Origin of the sequence: Vandammella animalimorsus (genome assembly GCF_002288875.1) — a bacterium.
Taxonomy (GTDB): domain Bacteria; phylum Pseudomonadota; class Gammaproteobacteria; order Burkholderiales; family Burkholderiaceae_C; genus Lampropedia; species Lampropedia animalimorsus.
The window spans coordinates 239,079-265,231 of record NZ_NTBH01000001.1 but is presented as its reverse complement, the minus strand read 5'-3'; the positions used below and the strand labels follow the sequence as shown (position 1 = coordinate 265,231).

General features: G+C 67.0%; 22 protein-coding genes. 6 read left to right on the top strand and 16 right to left on the bottom strand.

The features are described from left to right. Positions 1-2: 2 nt before the first annotated feature. The 5 genes from CLI93_RS01090 to CLI93_RS01075 form a co-directional block, all read right to left on the bottom strand. Positions 3-914 carry a LysR family transcriptional regulator gene (locus tag CLI93_RS01090; RefSeq protein WP_095542000.1) on the bottom strand — a complete coding sequence of 304 codons (912 nt, stop codon included), beginning with the start codon at positions 912-914 and terminating at the stop codon, positions 3-5. Beyond that, on the bottom strand, positions 911-1,273 hold the full coding sequence (locus CLI93_RS15055) for a hypothetical protein (RefSeq protein WP_172425733.1): 363 nt from the start codon (positions 1,271-1,273) through the stop codon (positions 911-913). The genes CLI93_RS01090 and CLI93_RS15055 overlap by 4 nt, the downstream gene beginning before the upstream one ends. Before the next feature lie 36 nt (positions 1,274-1,309). Further along, positions 1,310-1,831, bottom strand: a complete 522-nt coding sequence (locus tag CLI93_RS01085; RefSeq protein ID WP_095541999.1) for a phosphoribosyltransferase — start codon at positions 1,829-1,831, stop codon at positions 1,310-1,312. 52 nt (positions 1,832-1,883) lie between these two features. Continuing rightward, positions 1,884-3,308, bottom strand: a complete 1,425-nt coding sequence (locus CLI93_RS01080) for an adenylosuccinate synthase (RefSeq protein WP_095541998.1) — start codon at positions 3,306-3,308, stop codon at positions 1,884-1,886. Between the two features lie 120 nt (positions 3,309-3,428). Further along, on the bottom strand, positions 3,429-4,643 hold the full coding sequence (locus CLI93_RS01075; RefSeq protein WP_095541997.1) for an ATP phosphoribosyltransferase regulatory subunit: 1,215 nt from the start codon (positions 4,641-4,643) through the stop codon (positions 3,429-3,431). Positions 4,644-4,927: 284 nt separating this feature from the next. Here CLI93_RS01075 and rarD point away from each other — a divergent pair, with 284 nt between their 5' ends. Next, positions 4,928-5,797 (top strand): EamA family transporter RarD, encoded by an 870-nt coding sequence (gene rarD / locus CLI93_RS01070; RefSeq protein WP_095542028.1) that lies wholly within the window; start codon positions 4,928-4,930, stop codon positions 5,795-5,797. Positions 5,798-5,897: 100 nt separating this feature from the next. On the opposite strand, the gene CLI93_RS01065 is transcribed toward rarD, so the two are convergent. From CLI93_RS01065 to CLI93_RS01050, 4 genes are all read right to left on the bottom strand, one after another. Continuing rightward, a complete protein-coding gene (locus tag CLI93_RS01065) occupies positions 5,898-6,521 on the bottom strand; it encodes a heme biosynthesis HemY N-terminal domain-containing protein (RefSeq protein ID WP_095541996.1) in 624 nt (207 codons plus the stop codon). After that, positions 6,521-7,870, bottom strand: coding sequence for a uroporphyrinogen-III C-methyltransferase (locus CLI93_RS01060; protein WP_095541995.1), 1,350 nt, complete (start codon positions 7,868-7,870; stop codon positions 6,521-6,523). The genes CLI93_RS01065 and CLI93_RS01060 overlap by 1 nt, the downstream gene beginning before the upstream one ends. An 83-nt stretch (positions 7,871-7,953) precedes the next feature. Next, positions 7,954-9,216, bottom strand: a complete 1,263-nt coding sequence (gene rho, locus CLI93_RS01055) for a transcription termination factor Rho (RefSeq protein WP_095541994.1) — start codon at positions 9,214-9,216, stop codon at positions 7,954-7,956. Positions 9,217-9,688: 472 nt separating this feature from the next. Continuing rightward, on the bottom strand, positions 9,689-10,588 hold the full coding sequence (locus CLI93_RS01050) for a DMT family transporter (protein ID WP_095541993.1): 900 nt from the start codon (positions 10,586-10,588) through the stop codon (positions 9,689-9,691). Positions 10,589-10,924: 336 nt separating this feature from the next. Here CLI93_RS01050 and hemW point away from each other — a divergent pair, with 336 nt between their 5' ends. The 5 genes from hemW to CLI93_RS01025 all read left to right on the top strand — a co-directional run bounded on the left by hemW (position 10,925) and on the right by CLI93_RS01025 (position 16,352). Further along, on the top strand, positions 10,925-12,145 hold the full coding sequence (gene hemW / locus CLI93_RS01045; RefSeq protein ID WP_095541992.1) for a radical SAM family heme chaperone HemW: 1,221 nt from the start codon (positions 10,925-10,927) through the stop codon (positions 12,143-12,145). 63 nt (positions 12,146-12,208) lie between these two features. After that, positions 12,209-12,778 (top strand): hypothetical protein, encoded by a 570-nt coding sequence (locus tag CLI93_RS01040; protein ID WP_143326353.1) that lies wholly within the window; start codon positions 12,209-12,211, stop codon positions 12,776-12,778. Between the two features lie 145 nt (positions 12,779-12,923). Further along, complete coding sequence (hisG, locus tag CLI93_RS01035) at positions 12,924-13,580, top strand: ATP phosphoribosyltransferase (RefSeq protein WP_095541990.1); 657 nt, start codon at positions 12,924-12,926, stop codon at positions 13,578-13,580. A 130-nt stretch (positions 13,581-13,710) separates the two neighbouring features. After that, complete coding sequence (gene hisD / locus CLI93_RS01030) at positions 13,711-15,036, top strand: histidinol dehydrogenase (protein WP_095541989.1); 1,326 nt, start codon at positions 13,711-13,713, stop codon at positions 15,034-15,036. Positions 15,037-15,164: 128 nt separating this feature from the next. Beyond that, entirely contained in the window at positions 15,165-16,352 is a 1,188-nt protein-coding gene (locus tag CLI93_RS01025) for a pyridoxal phosphate-dependent aminotransferase (RefSeq protein ID WP_095541988.1), read from the top strand. Positions 16,353-16,406: 54 nt separating this feature from the next. Here CLI93_RS01025 and CLI93_RS01020 read toward each other — a convergent pair whose 3' ends face one another. The 7 genes from CLI93_RS01020 to aceE form a co-directional block, all read right to left on the bottom strand. Next, on the bottom strand, positions 16,407-16,652 hold the full coding sequence (locus CLI93_RS01020) for a YlcI/YnfO family protein (protein ID WP_172424242.1): 246 nt from the start codon (positions 16,650-16,652) through the stop codon (positions 16,407-16,409). Between the two features lies 1 nt (position 16,653). Further along, complete coding sequence (locus tag CLI93_RS01015; protein WP_143326357.1) at positions 16,654-17,082, bottom strand: putative toxin-antitoxin system toxin component, PIN family; 429 nt, start codon at positions 17,080-17,082, stop codon at positions 16,654-16,656. 86 nt (positions 17,083-17,168) lie between these two features. Then, a complete protein-coding gene (locus tag CLI93_RS01010; protein ID WP_095541986.1) occupies positions 17,169-18,491 on the bottom strand; it encodes a hypothetical protein in 1,323 nt (440 codons plus the stop codon). A 74-nt stretch (positions 18,492-18,565) separates the two neighbouring features. Continuing rightward, positions 18,566-20,398 carry a dihydrolipoyl dehydrogenase gene (gene lpdA, locus CLI93_RS01005; RefSeq protein WP_095541985.1) on the bottom strand — a complete coding sequence of 611 codons (1,833 nt, stop codon included), beginning with the start codon at positions 20,396-20,398 and terminating at the stop codon, positions 18,566-18,568. Between the two features lie 25 nt (positions 20,399-20,423). After that, positions 20,424-21,350: a glutamate racemase gene (locus tag CLI93_RS01000; RefSeq protein ID WP_095542027.1), complete on the bottom strand. Its 927-nt coding sequence runs from the start codon at positions 21,348-21,350 to the stop codon at positions 20,424-20,426. Positions 21,351-21,406: 56 nt separating this feature from the next. Further along, the gene (aceF, locus tag CLI93_RS00995) at positions 21,407-23,113 is read right to left on the bottom strand and encodes a dihydrolipoyllysine-residue acetyltransferase (protein WP_095995825.1); all 1,707 of its coding nucleotides are present in this window, start codon (positions 23,111-23,113) and stop codon (positions 21,407-21,409) included. Between the two features lie 23 nt (positions 23,114-23,136). Beyond that, on the bottom strand, positions 23,137-25,872 hold the full coding sequence (gene aceE, locus CLI93_RS00990; RefSeq protein ID WP_095541983.1) for a pyruvate dehydrogenase (acetyl-transferring), homodimeric type: 2,736 nt from the start codon (positions 25,870-25,872) through the stop codon (positions 23,137-23,139). Positions 25,873-26,153 lie beyond the last annotated feature (281 nt).

Here is a 26,153-nt window from a genome sequence, read left to right as displayed (position 1 = left end):
AATCAAAAATTTGAATCAGTGGTCAACCCATTGGCCACCTGCACAGCCAGCCGCGCAATGGCTGCGGCCACATGGCTGTCGCTGCCGCGCCGCCATGATGCGGTGAATACCAGCTCCGGCAATGCCTGGCCCGTCACCTCAAGCAGTTGCAATTGCCCTTCGGCCAGTTCCCGCGCCAGGATCGCCGGGGCCACGACCCCCACGCCCATGCCGGCCTGCACCATGTGCACCGTGGTGCTGAGCGATGCCGAGCCATACATCTGCGGCGCTGGCACCCCCGCGCGAAGCAGCATCTGCCGCAAGGCCTGGTGTGGCTTGCTGCTGGCTGGGTAGGTGATGATGGGGTGCTCACCAATTCGCGCCAGCGGCACGGGCTCTGGCCCCAGTGTTTGCGCCATCCTGGGGCTGGCCACCCACGTCAGCGGGTACTGGCACAGTGGCAGGTTTTCCACCTGCGCGTCGTCCAACGGGCCCATCAAAAAGGCCAGGTCAACCTGCCGCGCCAACAGATGGGCACGCATCACAGCCGTGGTGTCCACCTCAATTTCCAGCAGCAAATTGGGAAAAGTGCTGTGCACCCGCTCCAGCAATGCGGGCAGCCAGGTTTGGACGATGGTTTCGGCCACGCCAAGGGTCAGCCGCCCGGCAATGCCATCTTGCTCACGCGCTGCGCGCAGCATGTCCTGGCGCAACTGCAACATGCGCTCGGCATGGGTGAGCAAGGCCTGGCCGCGCACCGTCAGCCGCACGCCGCGCGTATCACGATCAAACAAACGCACGCCCAGGGCTTCCTCAAGCTGCTGAATGCGCTGGGATATCGCTGGCTGGCTGGCATGCAGCTGCTCGGCAGCCGCGCGAAAGCCTCCCAGCGTGGCTACCCAATAAAAAGTCTCGATGCCGCGCAAGTCAATCATGGAGTGGAATCAGGTGTGGTTTGTAGTGACAGCGAAGCAAGGCGCTTGTGCTGCACACAGGGCAAGCAAGCATCCATGCGCCGTGCAAGCTGAATGCTTGAATGCTTCGCAGGATGGTCAGCAAAGCAGGCAATGCCGCCGAAAAATAACGGCAACGTGGACGGCAGACCGGGGTGCTGGCCTTGCACGGAGCTGGGATTCATCCATTTGATATTTGACATAATATACATCGTATCAAGTATCAGGCGGGAGGCTGAAATGTGCAGCAAGGTGTGTTTCGCGCCGGTCCCGCACTCTCGAGGATGCTGGCAGCAATTCAAGCCATTGCCGCCAGCCCGTCCTTGCACCCAAGCGGCCATGCGGATGCCTGCAGGCGCGCGTCTGGATTCAGGATCTCAGCCCCATTTGCTCAGCAGATCCTGCGGGCGGGTGCTGTCGTATTGCTCGAAGGGCTGGTGGATCCAAGGGTTGGTGGGCAGCTCCTCGGCAGAGTAATCGGCGCGGAATGTCGAAATGCCTTTGGTCCAGATCACGGCGCTGCGCAATTCGGTGATGGGCGGATAGTCCCGACGCAGCATCTCGACCACGGCGTGCAGCGTGTGGCCAGTGTCGGCCAGGTCATCGACCAGCAGCACCCGCCCCGAGAGCTCGCCCTTGGGCGTAGTGATGTATTTGGCCAGATCCAATTTGCCCTGGATGGTGCCTGCGCCAGCACGGTAAGAGCTGGTGGACATGATGGCCAGCGGCCGGTCGAAGATGCGGCTGATGATGTCGCCCGGACGCAGACCGCCGCGCGCCAGGCACAGCACGTTGTCGAACTCCCAGCCTGAGCGGTGGATTTGCAGCGCCAGCTTTTCGATCAGGTTGTGGTATTCGTGGTAGCTGACGTACAGGTGCTTGCCGTCTTCGGTGAGCATGGGGCGAGGTCTCCTGAGGGTGTTGGTGCTGGGAACTGAGGCTGTGGGGCGCTCAGCCCCGGTGCTCGAAGGGCCGGTGGCGCAGGATGGTGTGCTCGCGGTCGGGGCTGGTGGAGATCACGGCAATGGGGACGCCGCACAGGGCTTCGATGCGCTCCAGATAGCGACGTGCGTTCTCCGGCAGCTGGGCATAGTCGGTCACGCCGACGGTGGATTCGCTCCAGCCTGGCAGGCTTTCGTAGATGGGGCGGCAGGCGGCGATTTCGTCGGCTCCCAGCGGCAACAGATCGATGCGTCGGCCGTCCTCGAGTTCGTAGCCCACGCAGATTTGCAGCGTTTGCAGGCCGTCGAGCACATCGAGCTTGGTGATGCACAGCCCGCTCAGGCCATTGACTTGCGCGCTGCGTTTGAGCAACGCGGCATCGAACCAGCCACAGCGGCGCGCCCTGCCCGTGGTCACGCCCTTTTCGGCGCCTACGGTGCTCATGTGGTAGCCGGGGGTGCCTGGGGTCTGCCAGTCCAGCTCGGTGGGGAACGGTCCGCTGCCCACGCGGGTGCAATAGGCCTTGGTGATGCCCAGCACGTAATGCAGCAATGATGGCCCTACCCCTGCGCCTGCGGCAGCGTTGCCGGCCACGCAGTTGCTGGAAGTGACGAACGGGTAGGTACCGTGGTCGATGTCCAACAAGGTGCCTTGCGCGCCTTCGAACAGCAGGTTGTCGCCGCGTTGGTGCGCGGCGTTGAGCTCGGCCGAGACGTCGGCCACCATCGGCATCAGCCATTGGGCTTGACGCTGGACTTCCTGCAGGATGGGTTCGAGCAGCAGGCGCCCGTCCTTGACGAAGGGCTGCAACGCCTCAGGGGTTTGCACTTCGGGCGAGCGCAGATACTGCACCAGCACGTGGTTGTAGAGATCGAGCTGCTCTTTGAGCTTGTCGGCCAAACGTTCGGGATGGCGCAGATCCTGTACGCGCAGCGCCCGGCGCGCGACCTTGTCCTCATAGGCTGGGCCAATGCCGCGACCAGTGGTGCCGATCTTTTCGCTGCCGCCGCGCTCGCGGTGGTGTTCGCGCACGATGTCCAGATAGGCATGTTGCGGCAGGATCAGCGGGCAGGCCTCGCTGACGCGCAGGCGCTCGCGCACTGGCACGCCGGCGGCCTCCAGGCCGGCGACCTCCTCCATCAGTTTGGCCACGGACACCACCACGCCATTGCCGATGTAGCAGATCACGCCTGGGCGAAGAATGCCGCTGGGCACCAGATGCAGCGCGGTCTTGACGCCATTGACCACCAGCGTATGGCCCGCATTGTGGCCACCGTGAAAGCGCACCACACCTTGGGCGCTTTCGGTCAACCAGTCCACCAGCTTGCCTTTGCCTTCGTCACCCCATTGGGTGCCGACCACGACGACATTGCGCCCTGGGCGTGCTGTGGCGGGGGCGGCAGCGGAGCTTGCAAAACTTGCCTGTGTGTTCATACGGTTTCCTGTGGAGACGTCAAAAATCATTCAAAGGTTTGGCGGCTGCGCTGGCAGGCTGTGTGGGCCAGGTCATTAGTGCACGGCGCTTGCTGCGGCGCAGGGGCTGTGGCCGTGTACTCAGCGGGATGTTTCCAACAAGCCCTCTTGGGCGGCTGCGGGCTGTAGGGCGGCCTGATGCACCTGCCACTGCCCATTGCTCAGCCGCAATTCGCGGTCGCAGCGCAGCGCGTCGTCCGCAGCCTCGCTGCCGGGCAGGGTTTGCAGCACCACTTCGCCCTGGCTGCGCAGGCGGGTGATGGCGTTGCGCAACGCGGCATCGCCCTCTACCCAGGGGGCGCGGATGGCCATGGCCTGGGGGCCTTGGCTGGCCACGCGGGCCAGTTGCTTGACGTCCAGGCTGAAGCCTGCTGCCGGGCGGTTGCGCCCAAAAACGGCGCCGGCTTCATCGTAGCGGCCACCGCGCACCAGCGCATCGTTGCAACCGGGCACGTAGAGCGAGAAGCGCACGCCGCTGTAATAACCGTAGCCGCGCACGTCGGCCAGGTCGTAGCTCAAAGGCAGGGCCTGATCTTCGGCTTGCAATTGCTGCGTCAGCCACTGCAGGCCATCGAGCACCTTCAGCGCAGCGGGGAATGAGGCCAGCCGCTGCCTGGCCTGGGCCATGACGGGCCCGGGCTCGCCGTACAGGTCCAGCAAGGCGGCCAGGCCTTCGCGTTGGGCCTGGGGAAAATCGGCCGTGGCCACCTGCAGCGCGCTGGCATCCTTGGCGGCCAATGCGGTGTGCACAGCAGCCAAGGCATCCATGCTGGTCATCACGCCGGCCAGCAGGCTGCGCACAATGCGCACGTCGCCCAGCACCAGCACTGGCGCGGCAATGCCCGGCTGGCGCGTGCAGGCCAGGGCCAGTTGCACGATTTCCAGGTCGGCTTCGGGGCCTGCGTGGCCGTAGATTTCAGCGCCGAATTGCAGCAGTTCGCGCGAGGCCCCTGGGCGCTCGGGGCGGGCATGCAGTACCGGGCCGCAATAACACAGCCGCGCCACGCCCGGGCGGTTGAGCAGGTGGGCGTCGATGCGCGCCACCTGGGGCGTGCTGTCGGCGCGGATGCCCACGGTGCGGCCCGAGAGCTGATCCACACTTTTGACGATCTGCAGATCCAAGGCCTGGCCGCTGCCGGTCAGCAGCGACTCCAGGTATTCCATCAATGGCGGCACGATCAGCTCATAGCCGAAGCTGGCGGCCACGTCCAGCAAACTGCGCCGCAGCCCTTCCAGGTGGCGCGCTTCGCAAGGCAGGACATCGGCAATGTGGTCGGGCAGTACCCAGGCGGACATGGCAAAAGGCAAAGGGCTGGCGGGGGCCTGGCTCGCATGCAGACATGCGGGCGAGAGCGGGCACAGCGGGCGCGCTGTTCAGCAAAAAGGCCCCGGGGCCGATCCAAACCCCATGGGACCAATGAGCTGCTGTGCGCCCTGCTTTGCGCTGGCCTCCGCAGTTAAAAAGCGTATTCTACCGGCCCCGCGCCCTTGCCTAAGAACCAGTTCCAGCTTTCCTGCCCATGCCCCCTGCCCCATCGCCCCAGGCCGCCGGCCCCCTTGATGCCACTTGGCGCGCAGGCATGTCCTATGCCCTGCTGGCCTATGGCGTGTGGGGCTTTAGCGTCATGTATTGGAAGCTGTTGCCCTGGGTGCCCCATAGCCTGCTGATTGCGCAGCGCGTGCTGTGGTCTGTGGTGTTCCTGCTGCCGCTGCTGCTGTGGCTGGGCCAGTGGCCTGCCTTGCTGCGCCTGTTGCGCCAGCCTCGGGTGCTGGCCATGCTGGGCCTGAGCGGAGCCTTGATCACGGCCAACTGGCTGATCTTCGTCTGGGCCATTGCACAGGCGCGGGTGACCGAGGTCAGCCTGGCCTACTTCATCAACCCGCTGCTGAGTTTGCTCCTGGGCGTGCTGCTGCTGCGCGAGCGCCTGCGGCCTTTGCAATGGGCTGCCGTGCTGGTGGTGGCGCTGGGCGTGGGCTGGATGGCGCGTGGCCTGGGCCAGTGGCCATGGGTGTCGCTGTTCCTGGCCGCGAGCTTTGCGTTGTACGGGCTGCTGCGCAAATTCACGCCCGTCTCGGCCACCGTCGGGTTGGCTGTGGAAACGCTGCTGATGCTGCCATTTGCGCTGGTCTATATGGCTTGGTGTGCCTGGAGTCTGCCCGAGCCGATGTTCTGGCGCCACGGCTGGCCAGGGGCGCTGGCCATTGCCGCCTCGGGCATCGTCACCGCCTTGCCGCTGTTGTGGTTTGCCAATGCCGCGCAGCGCCTGCCGCTGTCCACCTTGGGGCTGGTGCAGTACCTGGCGCCGTCGATTCAGCTGGCCCTGGCGGTACTGCTCTATCACGAGGCCTTCACGCGCACGCACTGGGTGGCTTTCGCGCTGATCTGGCTGGGGCTGGCGATGTATGGAGCCGATGCGCTGCGCGCCACGCGGCGGCAGCGCTGCCCATGAGGCCGCGGCTCACAACGCCCTGGCGCGCGCAGTGTCAGCGCGCGGGTCCGGTGCTGGCGGGCAGGCAGCCCGTGACTTTGAAGTGGCTTTGAACAGGCGCTTACTCTGGCTGCTCGTGGGGCGGGCCTGCCCAATCGCCCTGCCCTGGCGCTGCTGGGCTGGTCTGGGCCGCTGCGCGCTGCGCCCTGGGCGCTTGCAGCAGCGCTGGCGTGGGCGTGGCCGGCGCAATCGGTGCGATCGGCGATTCCGTGGCGCTGGCGCTGCCCTGCAGGCGCTGCTGCGCCGCCTGTTGCAGCTGCTGGCTGACGGCCAGCAGGCGTGCATGGGCCTGCACGTCGGCGCTGGCAGCCTTGCTCTGCGCGTGCTGCGCTTCCCACTGCGCCAGCAGCGGTGGCACGGCGGCAGCCTCCTCGGCGGCCTGCTGCCAGCGGGCTTGCGCAAAATGCTCGGCAGCGCGCACGAATGCGTGATGGGCGGCCGCATCGTGTCGGTATTCGCGCCAGAGGCGGGCTTCGGCCGGCATGCGCCAGACCGATACCAGCGCGTAAAGCAGCAGCAAGCCCAGCATGAAGACCAGGGCCAGCAGCAGCAGCAGCAGGTTCAGCGACATGTCCACCCGGTAGGGGAACCAGAACAGCGTGACGGTGGCGCCATTGTTGCTCAGGAACAAAGCTGCCGCCACGGCGGAGGCAAACAGCATCAGCACCCACAGCGCGCTGCGCATCACTGCCGCCCCTGCGGATGGCTGGCTGCAGCCGGCGCAGCGGTAGCGTTGCCGCCCTCCTCCTCGCCTGCTGCATGGGCTGCGCCGCCCTGGCCGCCGGCCGGGCGCAGGGTATCTTGTGCGGCAGCGATGGCCAGCAGCGTGTCCGTGATGGCCGGCGGCTGCACGGCCTGGATGTGCTCCTGCAATTGCTGCAGGGTGCGCAGCGCCTGACGGGTACGCGGCGCGTCCAGATCGTAGTACTTGCGCAGCAAGGCCTGCACACCGGCCAGATCGGTGCGCGCCGAGGCACTTTGCCGGGCCAGCAGGGCCATGCGGGCATTCATCAGTTGCAGGCGCAGGTTTTCGCGCAGGAAGAAGGCCTGCTCCTGTGTCAGCAATGCCGCGTCCGGGTGCTCGATGCGCTGCACGCGCACCAGGCCGTGAAAGGCCTGGCGCAATCCGGCCCAGAAGCCGCCCTCGTCGTCTTGCGTTTCGGCATGCTGGGCTTCTTCCATTGCCGCCGGGGCCTCTGTTGCGTCAAGCCTTGTTTGCGGGGGCGGCGTTTGTGGCGGCTGTGCAGGCGCTGGCTCGGCTGGCGGCTGGGCTGGGGTGCTGGCCTGCGGGGCAATGGTGCTGCCGGGCAGCACGCCCAGGGCCTGGGCCTCGTGGTCGGAGATGGCCACGGGCGCGCGCACGGCCCGCTTGCGGTTGCCCCTGCCCACGGCGTTGCCCAGTGGCAGACTTTCCAGTTGCAGCAGCAGCGCATCCATGCGGCCGAGCAGACCGGCCGTGTCCGTCACGGCCGTGCTGCTCAGGCGCGCCAGGTCGCGGTCGATGGCGGCCACAATGGGCGTCAGGCGCGGCTGCTCGGCGCGCTGCAGGCGGTGGCTGGCATTGCGCAGCGCGGCGATGAGTGGATCGGCCAAGCCGGTCAGCTGGGCCTGTTGCTGCGCCAGCCGCAGCGAGGCCTCGATGTCGATCAGCATGGCCTCGTCGCGCGTGCGCGAGAGTTCGAAGGCCAGCTGCTCCAGGTGCGAGCGCTGCAGCGTGTATTCATTGATGCGCGCTTCGCTCAGGCTGGCGCGGGTGGCTGCCTGCTGCGCCAGGGCCTGAGCCTGCTGCGAGAGGCTGCGCGCCTCGATGGCCTCGGCCTGGGTGGCGGCCGATTGCTGGGCCAGGCGCTCCTGCAGGTGGTTCAGGCGCTTCCACTGCCCATGGGCCAGCCACAAGGCCAGCGCCGCCGTCAGCGACAGCAGCCAGATGCCCCAGGCCGGCAGCGTCAGGGGCTTGCGCCAGCGCGCCAGCAGCTGGGGCAATGGAGCAGCGGCTGGTGGCGGCGCGGGGGGCGGCGTTGGCGGGGCGTCCACGGCAAAAGGCTACAGCAGGTCAAAGGCGCGATTGTTCCACAGGCCGGCAGGGGGGCCGGCAAGCAGGCGCGTGGGGCCGTGGCTCAACCGCCACGGCGCATCATGTCGAAGAACTCGTGGTTGTTCTTGGTGGCCTTCATGTTCTTGAGCATCAGCTCCATGGATTCGATCTCGTCCATGTTGAACAGGAACTGGCGCAGGATGCGCGTTTTCTGCAGCACCTCGGGCGCCAGCAGCAGCTCCTCGCGGCGCGTGCCGCTCTTGGACAGCTCGATGGCCGGGAACACGCGCTTTTCGTACAGGCGGCGGCTGAGGTGGATTTCACTGTTGCCCGTGCCCTTGAACTCCTCAAAGATCACCTCGTCCATGCGGCTGCCCGTGTCCACCAGCGCGGTGGCGATGATGGTCAGGCTGCCGCCCTCCTCCACATTGCGCGCGGCGCCAAAAAAGCGCTTGGGCCGGTGCAGGGCATTGGCATCCACACCGCCGGAAAGAATCTTGCCGCTGGTGGGCACGACGTTGTTGTAGGCGCGCGCCAGGCGGGTGATGGAGTCCAGCAGGATCACCACGTCCTTTTTCAGCTCCACCAGGCGCTTGGCACGCTCGATCACCATCTCGGCCACGTGCACGTGGCGCGCGGCGGGTTCGTCGAAGGTCGAGGCGATGATCTCGCCCTTGACGGTGCGCTGCATCTCGGTCACTTCCTCGGGGCGCTCATCGACCAGCAGCACCATCAGGTGCACATCCGGGTTGTTGGCCGTGATGGCGTGGGCGATGTGCTGCATCATCATGGTCTTGCCACTTTTGGGCGGCGCGACGATCAGCGCGCGCTGGCCACGGCCCAGCGGGGCAACGATGTCGATGATGCGGCCGGTGATGTTCTCCTCGGCCTTGATGTCGCGCTCGAGCTTCATCTGCTGCTTGGGGAACAGCGGCGTGAGGTTCTCGAACATCACCTTGTGCTTGTTCTGTTCGGGCGGGCCGTCGTTGATGCGGTCGAGCTTGGTCAGCGCAAAGTAACGCTCGCCATCCTTGGGGATGCGCACCTCGCCCTCGATCATGTCGCCCGTGTGCAGGTTGAAGCGCCGCACCTGGCTGGGCGAGATGTAGATGTCGTCCGTGCTGGCGGTGAAGCTCGTGTCCGGGCTGCGCAAAAAGCCAAAGCCATCGGGCAGGATTTCCAGCACGCCATCGGCAAAGACCTGCTCACCCTCCTTGGCGCGTTTCTTGATGATGGCGAACATCAGCTCCTGCTTGCGCATACGGCCGGTGTTTTCGATGCCCAGGGCCTCGGCCTGCTTCAATACCTCGGACACATGCAGTGCCTTGAGCTCATTCAAGTGCATGAATACGGTCTCCAGAACTAAGAGAGTGTGTGGGGAATGGGGAAGATGTCGCTGCCGCGCATGCGCGCGATGCGGCCCAGGCCTGGGCTTGCCCGCCGTATTGGCGCGTTTGGCAAGACAGGAACAAATAAGCAAGGCGGCCAACGGGGCCGCAGGGGCTAATGAGGGAGCAAACGCAGCACGCCTGGCTGGCATATACAGGCGTGGCGCAGCGCCGGGGCAAGAGACTGCTCTGCGATGAGCAGTTGCTGCGCCTGACGCCATGGACTGGCGCGGCGCGTCAACAACGGCAGCCATTGCGCAAGCCAAGCCCTGCGGAGAAACAAGGCGGGCAGCACGCGGCGCACGCCGCCGTTTCTCGAAGCGCGCGAATTATGACAGCAAAAGCCAGCCGCCCGCCCGCCTGCGCCCGGCATGGCGCAAAAAATACTGCGCGCAGCCCTGTTCGGCAGGATTGGCTTCGCAGCAGGAGTCAGGCCGGCTTGGCGGCGCGGGCGCGCAATACGGTGGCGGTCAGGCCGCTGAGCACGATCAGCGCCATGCCCAGCCAGCCCCAGGCGCCGATGCGCTCGCTCTGGAACAGCAGCAGCCCGTACAGGGAGGCAAACACGATGCCTGAATACTGCAGGCTGGCCACCATCAGCGTGTTGCGCGCGCTCGATGCGGTGGAATAGGCATGGGTCATGCACAGCTGGCCCAGCGTGGCCAGCAGGCCGATGGGCAGCAGCCACAGCGCCGCTGGCGTGGCCAGGCTGTGCGCGCCCGTGGCGGCCATGACGGCGCCTCCGGCGAGCGTGCCGCCCAGCGCGAAATAAAACACCACGCGCGTCTCGGGCTCGCCCAGGCGGCCCAGCGCCGCCACCTGCATGTAGGCCAGCGCGGCCATCATGCCCGAGAGCAAGCCGACGATGGCCGCAAAGCTCTGCTCAGCGGCAAAGCTCGGGCGCAGCATCAGCACCACGCCGGCAAAGCCCACCAGAATCGTCAGCATCAAAGGCCCATGCAGCGGCGGCTTGCCGTGGCGCGCATCGGGGCGCCAGTGCAGCAGCGTGCCGGCCAGCACGAACACGCCGATCCAGACGCTGCTCATGTAATTGAGCGTCATGGCCGTGGCCAATGGCAGCTTGCCGATGGCGTAGAACCAGGCCCCCAGCGCCGCCACGCCGACGATGCTGCGCCAGACGTGCATGCCAGGGTACTGCGTGGCCAGGCCCACACCTTGCCGGCGAGCCAGCGCCGCCAACAGCAGCACGCCAATGGCGCTGCGGTAGAACACCATCTCCGCCGGTGAAAAATGTGCCGACGCATATTTGACGCACACCCCCATCGTCGCAAATAGGAACGCGCCCAAAACCATCCACAGTGCATGCATGCCCTACCCCTGCCATTCGCACGCAAGGCCAGCATGGCATGCGGCTTCATCGGGCTGCGGGCCATCTTTGCTCGGCCGCAGCGATTCAAAGCCTGTTCATGATCTTGGCGCAGGCCAGAGATCGTGAACAGGCTCTAAGAGCCTGTTCAAAATCTTTGCACGGCGGTCACGAGAGCGGATTTGGGCGCTCTGCTGCGTTGCAAAGCCTCGCCATAGCCCCAGCTATGGCTGCGTTTTGCGCCTTGCAGCCCATCCCAAACCGCTTCTTGCCCACTCGCGCCGAGATTTTGAACAGGCTCTAAGATTCTATGCTTTGCCCGCCGCCCCAGTCGCCCCATGCCCTCCCCCGCCGACATCGCGCATTACCAGCGCCCTGGCCTGCTGCAATTGCAGGAACTGCCACCCCTGTCGCTGTATCTGCACCTGCCCTGGTGCCTGCGCAAATGCCCTTATTGCGACTTCAACTCGCACGCCGTGCGCGGCGCGGCGCCGGGCGCGGGCCTGGGGGCGGAGCAAAAGCTGCGCTATCTGCAGGCGCTGGAGGCCGACCTGGATGCGGCGCTGCCGCTGGTCTGGGGGCGCAGCGTCATCAGCATCTTCATGGGCGGCGGCACGCCCAGCCTGTTCGATGCCGAGCACATCGACCGCCTGCTGGCCAGCGTGCGGGCGCGCCTGCGGCTGGTGCCCGGCTGTGAGATTACGCTGGAGGCCAACCCCGGCACCTTCGAGACCGACCGCTTTGCCGCCTACCGCGATGCGGGCGTGACGCGCCTGTCCATCGGCGTGCAAAGCTTTGGCGATGCGCAGCTGCACGCCCTGGGCCGCGTGCACAGCCGCGCCCAGGCCCTGGCGGCCGTGCAGGAAGCGCGCGAGGCCTTCGAGACCTTCAACCTCGATCTGATGTACGCCCTGCCCGGCCAGGATCTGGCGCTGCTGCGCGAGGACCTGGCCACGGCGCTGGCGCTGCAGCCGCCGCACCTGTCCGTCTATCACCTGAGCATCGAGCCCAACACCTTGTTTGCCAAGTACCCGCCGCGCCTGCCCGATGAGGACCTGGCCTACGACATGCTCGACCACATCACGGCCGGCACTGCGCAGGCTGGCCTTGAGCGCTACGAGGTCTCGGCCTATGCCCAGCCTGGCCATCAGTGCCGCCACAACCTGAACTATTGGCAATTTGGCGATTACCTGGGTCTGGGCGCGGGCGCGCACAGCAAGCTCAGCTTCGCGCACCACATCGTGCGCCAGGTGCGCGTGCGCGATCCGCAGCGCTACATGCAGGCCGCGCTGGCCAGCCAGGCCATCGCGCAGGAGCACGAGGTGGCCCGCCAGGATCTGCCCTTCGAGTTCATGCTCAATGCGCTGCGGCTGCGCTCGGGCTTTTTGCTCTCCGATTACCAGCGCCGCACCGGCATGCCGCTGTCGAGCATCGAGCCGGCCTTGCAGCAGGCGTTGCAGCGCGGCCTGCTGGAGCAGCCCGGCCCCGATCTGCTGCGTCCCACCGAGCGCGGCTTTGATTTCCTCAGCGATTTGCAGCAGCTGTTCATGCCCGGCTGAGCAGCGCGGGCCGATACACCTTGATACCACTCCGGCGCGGCCCACACCGTGACAATGCCGCCCATGAAAAGCACTCTGCCCCCCATCGCATCCTCCGCCCTGCCGGGCCTGTTGCCCGCCATGCTGCTGGCTGCGCTGCTGTTGACTGCGCTGCCAGTGGCGGCCCAGCCCGCCAGCGCCCAGCCCGCCAGCGCCCAGGCCGCAGCGCAGGCCACGCCGCCCCAGGCAAAGGCCGCCGCCGCCCCGCAGGATCTGGCCGAAGGCCAGCGGCTGGGCCAGTTCGTCAACCGCTATGGCTTTCGGCACTTGTACGTGCGGGTGCCCGCCGGGCTGGACGATGCCCGCATCATTGCGCTGGCGCAGCAGTGGCACCAGCGCGAGCCCGATGCCTGGCTGTGGCTGCTCGACGACGACAGCCAGTTCCAGCAGTTGCTGGACAGCCTGCCCAAGATCGAGCAAGGCGATCTCGGCGACTTTCCCGCCCAATGGTTCAAACAGCACGCCGTGGCCAATCTGGTGCTGATGCTTCACCCGGACCGCAGTCGGCGCTGGGCGCTCTACCGGGGCGCCCACCGGAGCGACAGCATGGCCGAGCTGCCCTGCATCCAGGGCAAGGGCGGTTGCAAGCCTTGAGCGTGTGATGCACTTTGCGCCCCCCCCAATCGCACTGCATTGGCGCAGGCCATGGCTTTGAACACGCTCTAAAATCGCGCCCTGTTTTCAACCGGCCATCGGGGTTGCGGAACGCGCCCCGCACCACCCAAGCGATCGAACCACCATGATTACGCTGGCCCTGTCCAAAGGGCGCATCTTCGATGAAACCCTGCCGCTGCTGGCCAGCGCAGGCATTGCTGTGCTCGATGACCCAGAGACATCGCGCAAGCTGATCCTGCCCTGCAACCGCGAAGGCTTGCGCGTGGTGCTGGTGCGCGCCAGCGACGTGCCCACCTACGTGCAGTTTGGCGGTGCCGACATTGGCGTGGCCGGCAAGGACGTGCTCATCGAGCACGGCGGCGAAGGCCTGTACCAGCCGCTGGATCTGCGCATTGCCCGCTGCCGCATGGGCGTGGCCGTGCCTGCCGGTTTTGACTACGCCAGCGCTGTGCGCCAGGGCGCGCGCCTGCGCGTGGCCACCAAGTACACCACCATCGCGCGCGAGTTTTTCGCCCGCAAGGGTGTGCACGTCGATCTGGTCAAGCTCTACGGCAGCATGGAATTGGCGCCGCTGACGGGCATGGCCGATGCCATCGTGGACTTGATCTCCACCGGCAGCACGCTGCGCGCCAACCAGCTCGTGGAAGTCGAGCAAATCATGGACATCAGCTCCCAGCTCATCGTCAACCAGGCCGCGCTGCGGCTCAAGCAAGCGCCGCTGCGGCAGTTGATCGAGGTCTTTGCCCAGGCCACCGCCGTACGCAGCGCGGCAGCGGCCTGAGGTTTGCACCCCTGGCCGCCGCCATCCACTCCAAGTCCCGCCGCTGAGCTGCGCCGCCCGCCGCCATACCGGATTGCCGCAGCGCCAGCGACCAAGTGTCCCAGCGCCTTCATTGCCCGCCCTTTTTGCCATGACCCTCAAAGCCAGCCCTCTGCGCCTGTCCACCCAGTCGCCCGATTTCGAGGCCCAGTTCCAGCAGCGCCTGCATTGGAGCGCCGATACCGACGCGGCCATCGAGCAGCGCGTGGCCGACATCCTGCAGGCTGTGCGCCAGGAGGGCGACGCCGCCGTGCTGCGCCTGAGCCAACAGCTCGACGGCCTGCAGGCAGCCAGCGTGGCCGAGCTGGAAATCCCCGCCAGTGAGCTGCAGGCCGCCTTCGATGGCCTGCCCCAAGCCCAGCGCCAGGCGCTGCAACAGGCCGCAGCGCGCATCCGCAGCTACCACGAGGCACAGAAAAAGGCCGCCGGCCAGAGCTGGAGCTACCGCGACGAGGACGGCAGCCTGCTGGGTCAGAAAGTCACGCCGCTGGATCGCGCCGGCATCTACGTGCCCGGCGGCAAGGCCGCCTACCCCTCCAGCGTGCTGATGAACGCCATTCCCGCACAGGTCGCTGGCGTGGGGCAAATCATCATGGTCGCCCCCACCCCCAGGGGCGAGAAAAACCCGCTGGTGCTGGCCGCAGCCCACGTGGCCGGCGTGCACCGGGTGTTCACCATCGGCGGCGCCCAGGCCATTGCCGCGCTGGCCTATGGCACGCAGACCGTGCCCAAGGTGGACAAAATCACCGGCCCTGGAAACGCCTACGTGGCCAGCGCCAAGAAGCACGTCTTCGGCCAGGTGGGCATCGACATGATTGCCGGGCCCAGCGAAATCCTGGTGCTGGCCGATGGCAGCACCCCGCCGGACTGGGTGGCCATGGATTTGTTCTCCCAGGCCGAGCACGATGAGCTGGCGCAAAGCATTCTGCTGTGCCCGGATGCGGCCTACATCGACGCCGTGCAGCAGGCCATCGACCGCCTGCTGCCCACGCTGCCGCGCGCGGCCATCATCGCCCAGAGCCTGAACGGCCGTGGCGCAATGATCCAGACCCGCGACATGGACGAGGCCTGCGCCATCAGCAACCGCATCGCACCCGAACACCTGGAAATCTCCAGCCGCGAGCCCCAGCGCTGGGAGCCGCTGCTGCGCCACGCCGGCGCCATCTTCCTGGGCGCCTACACCAGCGAATCGCTGGGCGATTACTGCGCCGGCCCCAACCACGTGCTGCCCACCAGCGGCACGGCGCGCTTTTCCTCGCCGCTGTCGGTCATGGATTTCCAAAAGCGCAGCTCGCTGATCGAAGTCAGCCCGGCCGGCGCGCGTCATCTCGGCGCCATCGCCCAGGTGCTGGCCGAAGGCGAAGGCCTGCAAGCCCACGCCCAGGCCGCGGCCATGCGCATGCAGGCGGGCGACTGAGCAGATTGCCTCGGGCGCAAGCGCGGTGCGCGCTGCAGGCCGATTGGGTCTGGGCGCGCCCGGCTGCTGCCCCGTCGTATTTCACTCGGCTCTCGCAACCCGCCCACGGCCCTTTTCTTTCTGCTGCCATGTCTGCCGCACCCACTCTGGCTTCGGCCACGCCCGCCATCGCTTCGCGCCTGCCCCAGGTGGGCACCACCATCTTCAGCGTCATGTCCGCGCTGGCGGGCGAGCACCAGGCCATCAACCTGGGCCAGGGCTTTCCCGACTTTGGCTGCGACCCGCGCCTGCCCGAAGCCGTCAGCGCCGCCATGCAGCAGGGCCACAACCAGTACCCGCCCATGGCCGGCGTGCCCGCGCTGCGTCAGGCCATCGCCGCCAAGACCGAGGCGCTGTACGGCCGCGCCTATTGCGCCGAGCGCGAGATCACCGTCACCGCCGGGGCCACGCAGGCCATCTTCACCGCGCTGCTGTGCTGCGCCGGGCCGGGCGACGAGGTGATCGTGCTCGAACCCTGCTACGACAGCTACCTGCCCGGCATCGCCCTGGCCGGCGCCACGGCCGTGCGCGTGCCGCTGATGCTTGGCAGCTTCCGGCCCGACTTCGACAAGATCGCCGCCGCCATCGGCCCCAAAACCCGCGCGCTCATCATCAACACCCCGCACAACCCCAGCGCCACCGTGTGGTCACGCCAGGACATGCTGCGCCTGCAGGAGCTGCTGGCGCCCACCAGCGTCCTGCTCATCAGCGACGAGGTGTACGAGCACATGGTCTACGCCCCGCTGCGCCACGAAAGCGCCGCGCGCTACCCCGGTCTGGCCGCGCGCGCCTTCATCGTCAGCAGCTTTGGCAAGACCTTCCACGTCACGGGCTGGAAGGTGGGCTACGTGGCCGCCCCTGCCGCGCTCAGCGCCGAGTTCCGCAAGGTGCACCAGTTCAACGTGTTCACCGTCAACACCCCCATGCAGCACGGCCTGGCCGCCTACATGCAAGATGCCGCGCCCTACCTGGGGCTGCCGGCCTTCTACCAGGCCAAGCGCGACCTGTTCCGTGAAGGTCTGGCGCAGACCAAGTTCAAGCTCTTGCCCTGCGAAGGCAGCTACTTCCAGTGCGTAGGCATTGAAGAGCTCACCGTGCCCGAGCGCGACCTGCCGGAAGACCAGTTCTGCCAATGGCTCACGCGCGAGATCGGCGTGGCCGCCATCCCGCTGTCGGCCTTCTATGGCGACGGGTTTGACCAGAAGGTCATCCGCTTTTGCTTTGCCAAGCAGGATGAGACGCTGCGCGCCGCATTGCAGCGACTGGCGCGGCTGTAGCGGCGCGCCGCCCCGTTCAAAGCGTGTTCAAGGGGGGCGATCATCAAGGAGCGATCAAGGCGCATCCTCGCCTTCAGGCTGCTGGCCGCCAGCGCGGCCCAGCGTGGCCAGGGCCGCGGCCATGTCGCCGCGCGCTGCGCGCTGCGTGAAATAGTCGGCCGTCTTCAGCGCCGCCAGCTTTTCGGCCACCGCGCTGACGATGAACTGGTTCAGCGTGCTGCCGTCCTCGCGGGCGACTTGTTCGGCGCCGGCTTTCAAGGAGCGCGGCAGGCGCAGGGCATAGTTGCTGGGGGTTCCCATTTCAATCTCCTTCGATGATTTGCCGGGGTGAGACAAGCGCCAGGCCAAAGTGCCGGGCTTGGGGAAGATAGTCGCGCTGGTTAAAGGTCACGATGCCCACGGGCCGGCCCCAGCGCTGGGCATTGACGGCCAGCTCCAGCACCATGTCGTCGTGCGGATCGCGCAATTGGGGCCTCCATAGGAAGTGAATCTCCACGGTTTGCACGACACCGGCCAGCACATCCAGCACATTGCACACCGCTGATGCAGACAGCTCAGCCGCAGCCAGATGTTCGGGCCGCAACAGAACGGCTTCGTACTCCATGAACACCGGCACGCTGCACGCCACGCGCAAGCGGCCCAGCAGCGTGCGCCGCAGCAGCTCTGCAGAAAACCCCGCCGGGCTGCGCAATGCGGCCACAAGCACATTGGTATCCAGCACGTACAGCATCATATCGCCTGCAATATATTGCAGTGGCTGCGTGATGGCAAGCAACAGCCCTGCGCTTTCCAGAGCGATGCCCACGCCTGCCCCAGTCAGGGGCAAACCCCCAGGCAATAGCCGCTGGGCAACAGGTAGATGCTGTTGTGCCCCACATCGCCTTCGGGCAAAGGCACGCCCTCGGGCACATAGAAGTGGGCCGAATAGCCGCCGTACATGCCGCTAGGAAAGCGCATGGCTTGCAGGATGCGGTAGTGGTCTTGGACGGGGGCATCTGGCTGGTTGCGCAGATAGGCGCGCTGGCCACGCTGCTGCCGGTTGGCCGCGTATTCACGCTCGGTGACCTGGCGCACGATGCCGCGCTGCAGCAATTGCGCCATGCCGCCCTGGCCCGAGTGCAGCTCATCGCTGCCTTTTTGCAGGCTGGCGATGTGGCCGTGCGATATCCACCGGGCGCTGGGCTCGCCGATGAGCACTTCGCCCGTGCGGTCGCTGCTGAACTTCTGCGCCTGGCTGGCAAAAGGCGGCAGGCCCTGGGGGCGGTGGCTTTTGCAGCGCGGTTCGTCGTGGGAGGTGGTGAGCACGGGCACTTGCTCATCGGTGCCGATGGGGTATTGGCGGTGGTAGCCGCTGGCCCAGACGGCGGCGATGCGCGTCTGCGGGCTGCGCGAGATCTGCCAGATGGCGGGGTAGTAGCTGGTCAGCAGCAGCACGACGGGCTTTTCCGGCTGATTGATGCGCGCCTGCACGTGGTAGACCACGCCGCCGCCGCTGTCGTCGCCCTTGAGCTGGATGCCCTGCAAGCGCTTGCCCTGGCCGATGCGGGCGGGCTGGTCGATGTGCAGCACCGTGAAGTCCGGCGGCAGCGCCGCCATCCACTCCTGGCAAGGGGCGTCGCTTTGCGCGCTGCGCTCCTTGTAGATGCGCTGCTGCTCGTCGGCGCTGGCCTGGTTGCGGGCGTACCACTGCTGGCCTTGCACGATGCGATCCATGGCCTCGGGCGTGACGCTGCGGCAGGCCGCGCCGGGGCGCAAGGGCGCATCGGTGTAGCACTGGTCCCTGGTCGCTTTCTCCAGCGCCAGGCGCCGGCCGGCAAAGCGTGCTGGCGCCTGGGCAGTAAAGCGCAGCGTCACGCCCGCTTGGTTGCGCGCTTGCGCCGCGCTTTGAAAGACCGGGGCCAACAAGGCGGGCTGCAGCGGCTGGCCCGACGGTGGCGGCGCGCCCATTGGCCCGCTGGCCCCGCGCTGGTAAGCCTTGGCTTCGCGAATGGCCTGGGCCATGATTTGGGCATCGCTGGCCCCCTCGCCGCCCCCTTGCGCCAGGGCTGGCCAGGCAGTTGCCAGGCCTATCAACGCAATGAGCCAGGCCGCCTGGGCTGCGCTGGCGGCATTGGCCGTCGTGAATGCTGGTGCGTGCATGTTGCGTCCTCCTCCCTCGTAATAACGCCATGTGCTGGCTGCGCCGCTGGCCCCTTCTTTGGGGGCTTGAGCGCTCAGCGCTTCTGCGGCGGCAAGTCCGTGCAGCTGCCGTGCGCCACCTCGGCGGCCATGCCGATGCTCTCGCCCAGCGTGGGGTGGGGGTGGATGGTCTTGCCGATGTCGATGGCGTCCGCGCCCATTTCGATGGCCAGGGCGATTTCGCCAATCATGTCGCCCGCGTGCGTGCCGACGATGCCGCCGCCCACGATCTGGTGGGTGGCTTCGTCAAACAGCAGTTTGGTAAAGCCTTCGTCGCGGCCGTTGGCGATGGCGCGGCCGGAGGCGCTCCAGGGGAACAGGCCTTTTTTCACCTTCACGCCCTGGGCCTTGGCCTGGTCTTCGGTCAGGCCGACCCAGGCGACTTCGGGGTCGGTGTAGGCCACGCTGGGGATGACGCGGGCGTTGAAGGCGGCGCGGGCCAGCTTTTCGTCGCCCTTGAGCTCACCAGCGATGACTTCGGCTGCCACGTGCGCCTCGTGCACGGCCTTGTGCGCCAGCATGGGCTGGCCCACGATGTCGCCAATGGCGAAGATGTGCGGCGCGTTGGTGCGCATTTGCACGTCCACGGGGATGAAGCCGCGCTCGGTGACGGCCACGCCGGCGTTTTCGGCGCCGATTTTCTTGCCGTTGGGGCTGCGGCCCACGGCTTGCAGCACCAGGTCGTAGGTTTGCGGCGGCGGCGCGCCTTCGCCCTCGAAGGTGACTTCGATGCCCGCGTCGGTGGCGCGGGCGGCCACAGTTTTTGTGCCCAGCATGATGTGGTCAAAGCGCGGGGCGTTCATCTTCTGCCAGACCTTGACCAGATCGCGGTCGGCGCCTTGCATCAAGCCGTCCATCATTTCCACCACGTCAAGGCGCGCGCCCAGGGTGCTGTAGACGGTGCCCATCTCCAGCCCGATGATGCCGCCGCCCAGCACCAGCATGCGTTTGGGCACGCCCTTGAGGGCCAGCGCGCCGGTGGAATCGACCACGCGTGGGTCTTCGGGCATGAAGGGCAGGCGCACGGCCTGGCTGCCCGCGGCGATGATGGCGCGCTGGAATTGCACGACTTGCTTGGCGCCGGTTTTCTCTTGCCCGCTGCCGCTGGTTTCTTCCACCTGCACATGGTTGGCGCCGACGAAGCTGCCATAGCCGCGCAGCACTTTCACCTTGCGCATTTTGGCCATCGCCCCCAGGCCGCCGGTGAGCTTGGCGATGACTTTTTCCTTGTGGGCGCGCAGTTTGCCGATGTCGAGCTTGGGCGCGCCGTAGTTCACGCCCAGCGCGGCCAGGTGGCCCACTTCGTCCATCACGGCGGCCACGTGCAGCAGCGCCTTCGACGGGATGCAGCCCACGTTCAGGCACACGCCGCCCAGCGTGGCGTAGCGCTCGATGAGCACCACGTTCAGGCCCAGATCGGCGGCGCGGAAGGCCGCGCTGTAGCCGCCGGGGCCGCCGCCGAGCACGAGCACGTCGCATTGCACATCGGCGCTGCCTTGGTAGCTGGCGGCTTGGGGCGCGGGTTGGGGCGCGGGTTGGGGTGAGGGCGCGGCCACCGCCGCTGGGGTGGAGGCGCTTGCCCCCACCCTACCCTCCCCCAGCGGGGGAGGGTTCGCCGCAGCACTGGCCTCGCTGGCCTCCAGCGTCAGGATGACCGTGCCTTGACTGACCTTGTCGCCCAGCTTGACCTTCAATTCCTTCACCACGCCCGCGTGGCTGCTGGGGATTTCCATGCTGGCCTTGTCGCTCTCCACGGTGATGAGCGACTGCTCCACCTTCACCGTGTCGCCCGGCTGCACCAGCAGTTCGATGACGGCCACGTCGGCAAAGTCGCCGATGTCGGGCACTTGGATGTCGATGGTGGACATGGAAAGTCTCCTGTTTTTGTTCAATTCAAAGTTGGGCAGGCAGCGGCGCGGGCAGAACTTGCACGGCGTGCACGGGCAGACTCACGCCCAGCCGCGCCAGCATGTCTTGCAGGCCCGCCAGCGGGTAGGCGGGCGAGGCGGTGGCCAGGCAGACCACGCGGCCCACGCCATCAGCGCCATCAGCGCCATCAGCAGGGCCAGCGTGCGCCGCCGCGCCCTCCGGCGGCGGGGCGGGCAGGCGCGCGGCCAGCTCGTCCACCACGGTCTGCGCCGGGTCCAGAAAGGCCAGGCCGGGCGCGGCCTGCTCGAAAAAGGGGCGCAGCCAGGGCAGATGGGTGGACGAGAGCGTGCACACGTCCAGCCCCGGCTGCTGCTGGCGCAGCGCCTGCATGAAGTCGCTGACCAGCGCTTGCGTGCCGGCCGGGTCGGACAGGAAAGCGCCGCTTTCCACCAGCTCGACCAGGGGCGAGGCATTGACCACCCGCACCGGGCGGCCCTGGGCCTGGCGCGCCACGTAGTCGATGATTTGCGGGCTGCCCGCCAGCGAGGCCACGCCCAGCAGCGCCACCTGACCGCTGCGCGAGCGCGCCAGCGCCTCGCGCACGGGCGGCAGCACGCCCAGCACGGGCACGGGGCTGCGCGGGCGCACGGCGTCCAGCACCATGACGGAGGGCGCGTTGGAGGCCAGCACCACCGCCGCCGCGCCCCAGCGCGCCAGGGCGGCGATGGCCGCTTCCACGGCATGGGCCAGCTCAGCAGGCGTTTTGCCGCCATAGGGGAAGCTGGCGCGGTCGGCCAGGTAAATCACGTCCTGCCACGGGCAGCGCTGCTGGATGAGCCGCACCAGCGCGTAGCTGCCAATGCCTGCGTCGAACACGCCCACGGGAGCGCGCAGGCCGCGCAGGGCCTCTTGCACAGCCTGCACAGCCAGCGCGGCCGGCGCATCAGGCATGTCAGGCACGCCAGACGCGGCTGGTGCGGCCGTGGCGGCAGCGGCAGAAACCAAGCTCACAGCATGACCCGGCGGAAGTCCGCCAGCACCTGGGCCAGATAGGCGTTGAAGCGCGCAGCCGCCGCCCCGTCAATGACGCGGTGGTCGTAGCTCAAGGACAGCGGCAGCATCAGGCGGGGCTTGAATTTCTCGCCGTTCCAGCGCGGGCGCATTTCGCTGCGGCATACGCCGAGGATGGCCACTTCGGGCGCGTTGATGATGGGCGTGAAGTAGGTGCCGCCAATGCCGCCCAGGCTGCTGATGGTGAAGGTCGCGCCCTGCATGTCAGCCGGGCTGGCCTTGCCGTCGCGGGCTTTTTTACTGAGTTCGGCCAGCTCCTGGCTGATTTGCATCACGCCCTTGGCGTCGGCCTGCTTGATGACGGGCACGACCAGGCCATTGGGGGTGTCGGCGGCGAAGCCAATGTTCCAGTACTGCTTGTAGACCAGGTTGTCGCCGTCCAGGCTGGCGTTGAATTCGGGGAATTTCTTCAGCGCCGCCACGCAGGCTTTGATGAGGAAGGCGAGCATGGTGACTTTGACGCCGCTCTTTTCGTTTTCCTTGTTGAGCTGCACGCGCAGGGCTTCGAGCTCGGTGATGTCGGCATCGTCGTGGTTGGTGACGTGGGGGATCATCACCCAGTTGCGCGCCAGGTTGGCGCCGCTGATCTTCTTGATGCGTGACAGCGGCTTGGCCTCGACGGGGCCGAACTTGGCGAAGTCCACCTTGGGCCAGGGCAGCAGATCCAGCCCGGCGCCGCCAACACCTGCACTGCTGGCGGGCGCGCGGGCGGCCTGGGCCTGGGTTTGCAGGCTGCCGGCCATGACGGCCTGGGTGAATTGCTGCACGTCCTGCTGCGTGATGCGGCCCTTGGGGCCGCTGCCCTTGACCTCGGCCAGCGGCACGCCCAGCTCGCGCGCGAACTTGCGCACGCTGGGGCTGGCGTGGGGCAGGCCCAGCGGGGGTTTGGTGGGGTCGTGGGCGGGGGCGGCGGTGCCAGCGTTGGCGACCGCCCTGCCCTCTCCTGCCTGGGCGGGAGAGGGGGAAGAAGCGGATGCAGCGGCGGCAGAGGCCGCAGCGGGCGCGGGCGCAGATTCACGCTCAACGCCAGACGCCGAACGCTGAACCGGCGGCGCAGCCGCCTCCAGCACGGCGATCACGTCGCCCATGTTGAGCTTGTCGCCCAGCTTGACCTTCATCTCCTTGACCACGCCCGCATGGCTGCTGGGGATTTCCATGCTGGCCTTGTCGCTCTCCACGGTGATGAGCGATTGCTCCACCTTCACCGTGTCGCCCGGCTGCACGAACACCTCGATCACGGCCACGTCCTTGAAGTCGCCAATGTCGGGCACGCGCACTTCGACCGGGCCGCTGGCGGCGGGGGCTGCCGCTGCCGGTGCTGGTTCCGCCGGCGCGGCGCTTGCTTCGTTTTTGATAGCTGCTTGCGCTGGCGCAGCGGGCGCTGGGGCCGTTTTTTCTTCCGCCCCTTCGGCCTCCAGCAGCAGCACGACGGCGCCTTCGCTGACCTTGTCGCCCAGCTTGACTTTCAGCTCCTTGACCACGCCAGCGTGGCTGCTGGGGATTTCCATACTGGCCTTGTCGCTCTCCACGGTGATCAGGCTTTGCTCGGCCTTCACCGCGTCGCCGGGCTGCACCAACAGCTCGATGACGGCCACGTCCGAGAAGTCGCCAATGTCGGGGACCTTGACTTCAACCAATGCCATGTGTTGTCTCCTTCCTGGCCGCCTCAGGCGTGCAGCGGGTTGATCTTGTCGGCCTGGATGCCGTATTTGGCGATGGCCTCGGCCACGCGCGCGGCGGGCAGCTTGCCCTCGTCGGCCAGGGCCTTGAGCGCGGCCAGCACGATGTAGTGGCGGTCCACCTCGAAGTGCTCGCGCAGCTTGCGGCGGAAGTCGCTGCGGCCAAAGCCGTCAGTGCCCAGCACGGTGTAGCTGCGGGCCGCGCCTTGCTCGTTTTTGGGCATGAAGGGGCGGATTTGCTCGGCGTAGTTCTTCATGTAGTCGGTGGCGGCGATCACCGGCCCCTCGTGCCCGGCCAGCTGCTGCGCCACGAAGGGCTGGCGCGGCGTCTCGGTGGGGTGCAGCAGGTTCCAGCGCGCGCAGTCCTGGCCGTCGCGCGCCAGTTCGTTGAAGCTGGGGCAGCTCCACACGTCGGCGGCAATGCCCCAGTCCTGCGCCAGCAGGGCCTGGGCGGCGATGCTCTCGCGCAAGATGGTGCCGCTGCCCAGCAGCTGCACGCGCTGCACGGGCGCCTGCGCGCCGCGCTGGCACAGGTACATGCCGCGGATGATCTGCTCCTCGGTGCCGGGCGTGAGGCCGGGCATGGCGTAGTTTTCGTTGAGCAGGGTCAGGTAATAGAACACGTTGTCCTGCTTTTCCACCATGCGCTTGAGGCCGTGGTGCAGGATGACGGCCACTTCGTGCGCGAAGGTGGGGTCGTAGCTGATGCAGTTGGGGATGGTGCCGGCCAGGATGTGGCTGTGCCCGTCCTCGTGCTGCAGGCCCTCGCCGTTGAGCGTGGTGCGCCCGCTGGTGCCGCCCAGCAAGAAGCCGCGCGCCTGCATGTCGCCCGCGGCCCAGGCCAGATCGCCCACGCGCTGGAAGCCGAACATGGAATAGAACACGTAAAACGGCATCATGATGCGGTTGGACGTGCTGTAGCTGGTGGCCGCCGCAATCCAGCTGGCCATGCCGCCGGCTTCGTTGATGCCTTCTTGCAGGATCTGGCCGTCGGTGGCTTCCTTGTAGTACATCACCTGGTCTTTATCGACCGGGGTGTACTGCTGGCCGCGCGGGTTGTAGATGCCGATCTGGCGGAACAGCCCTTCCATGCCGAAGGTGCGCGCCTCGTCCACCAAAATGGGCACCACGCGCGGGCCAAAGGCCTTGTCGCGCAGCAGCTGCGTGAGAAAGCGCACGAAGGCCTGGGTAGTGCTGATCTCGCGGCCCTCGGCCGTGGGCTCCAGCACGGCCTTGAAGGTCTCCAGGCTGGGGATGGTGAAGCTCTCGTCGGCCTTGGTGCGGCGCTTGGGCAGGTAGCCGCCCAGGGCCTGGCGGCGCTCGTGCAGGTACTTCATCTCCGGCGTGTCGTCGGCCGGCTTGTAGTAGGGCAGCTTGTCCAGCTCGCTGTCGGGCACGGGGATGCCGAAGCGGTCGCGGATGTAGCGCACGTCCTCGTCGCTGAGCTTCTTGGTCTGGTGCACGGTGTTCTTGCCCTCGCCGGCCTTGCCCATGCCGTAGCCCTTCACCGTCTTGACCAGCAGCACCGTGGGCTGGCCCTTGTGGTGGTGCGCGGCGTGGAAGGCCGCGTACACCTTGCTCGGCTCGTGGCCGCCGCGGCGCAGCTCCCAGATCTCATCGTCGCTCATGTGCTCGACCAGCTTGGCCGTCTCCGGGTACTTGCCAAAGAAGTGCTTGCGCACGTAGGCGCCGTCGTTGGCCTTCAGCGCCTGGTAGTCGCCGTCCAGCGTCTCCATCATCAGCTGCTTGAGCTTGCCGCTCTTGTCGCGCGCCAGCAGCTCGTCCCAGCCCTTGCCCCAGATCAGCTTGATTACGTTCCAGCCGCTGCCGCGGAACTCGCCCTCCAGCTCCTGGATGATCTTGCCGTTGCCGCGCACCGGGCCGTCCAGGCGCTGCAGGTTGCAGTTGATGACGAAGATCAGGTTGTCCAGGTTTTCGCGCGCGGCCAGGCCAATGGCGCCCAGGCTCTCGGGCTCGTCCATCTCGCCATCGCCCATGAAGGCCCAGACCTTGCGCCCCTCGGTGTTGGCGATGCCGCGCGCCTGCAAGTACTTCAGAAAGCGCGCCTGGTAAATGGCCATCAGCGGCCCCAGGCCCATGCTGACGGTGGGGAACTGCCAGAACTCGGGCATCAGCTTGGGGTGCGGGTAGCTGGACAGGCCCTTGCCATCGACCTCCTGGCGGAAGCTGTCCATCTGCGCCTCGGTGATGCGCCCTTCCAGATAGGCGCGCGCGTAAATGCCCGGCGCGCTGTGGCCCTGGATGTAGAGGCAGTCGCCGCCGTGGTACTCGCTCTCGGCGTGCCAAAAGTGGTTGAAACCCGCGCCCAGCATGGAGGCCAGCGAGGCGAACGAGCCAATGTGCCCGCCCAGATCGCCCCCGTCGTCGGGGTTGAGGCGGTTGGCGCGCACCACCATGGCCATGGCGTTCCAGCGCATGTAGGCGCGCAGGCGCTTTTCAAGGGCGATGTTGCCGGGGCAGCGCGCCTCCTGCTCAGGCTCGATGGTGTTGACGTAGCCGGTAGTGGCGGAAAACGGCAGGTCGATGCTGTGCTGGCGCGCGTGCTCCAGCAGCTCCTCGATCAGAAAGTGCGCCCGCTCGGCGCCCTCGCGGTCGATCACGGCGGACAGCGCATCCAGCCACTCGCGGGTTTCCTGGGCGTCGGTGTCCACGGCGTCCGTGGCCGCCAGTGCCTTGCCCGTCATGCTTGTCTGATCGCTCATATCGTCCAGTCTCCATTTCATGAAATCACGATGCTTTGCAGCACACCGCTGGAAATCTACCCGAGTCCACCGGGCTCAGCAGCCAGAAAGGCAGCGGCAATACCTAGGGGAAACGCGGAATCTTTACCTGCCACCGGCCCGCCCGCCTTCATACAAAGCGAGCGGGCGGGGCGCCCATCACAGGGGTGGCAACAGGGGTGGCAGCGGCTGAAGTGTCGCACGTTTGCCGGGAGGGTTTTTCAAATTGAGACAGTGTTTTTCGCATCAAGAAAATTAAAGCG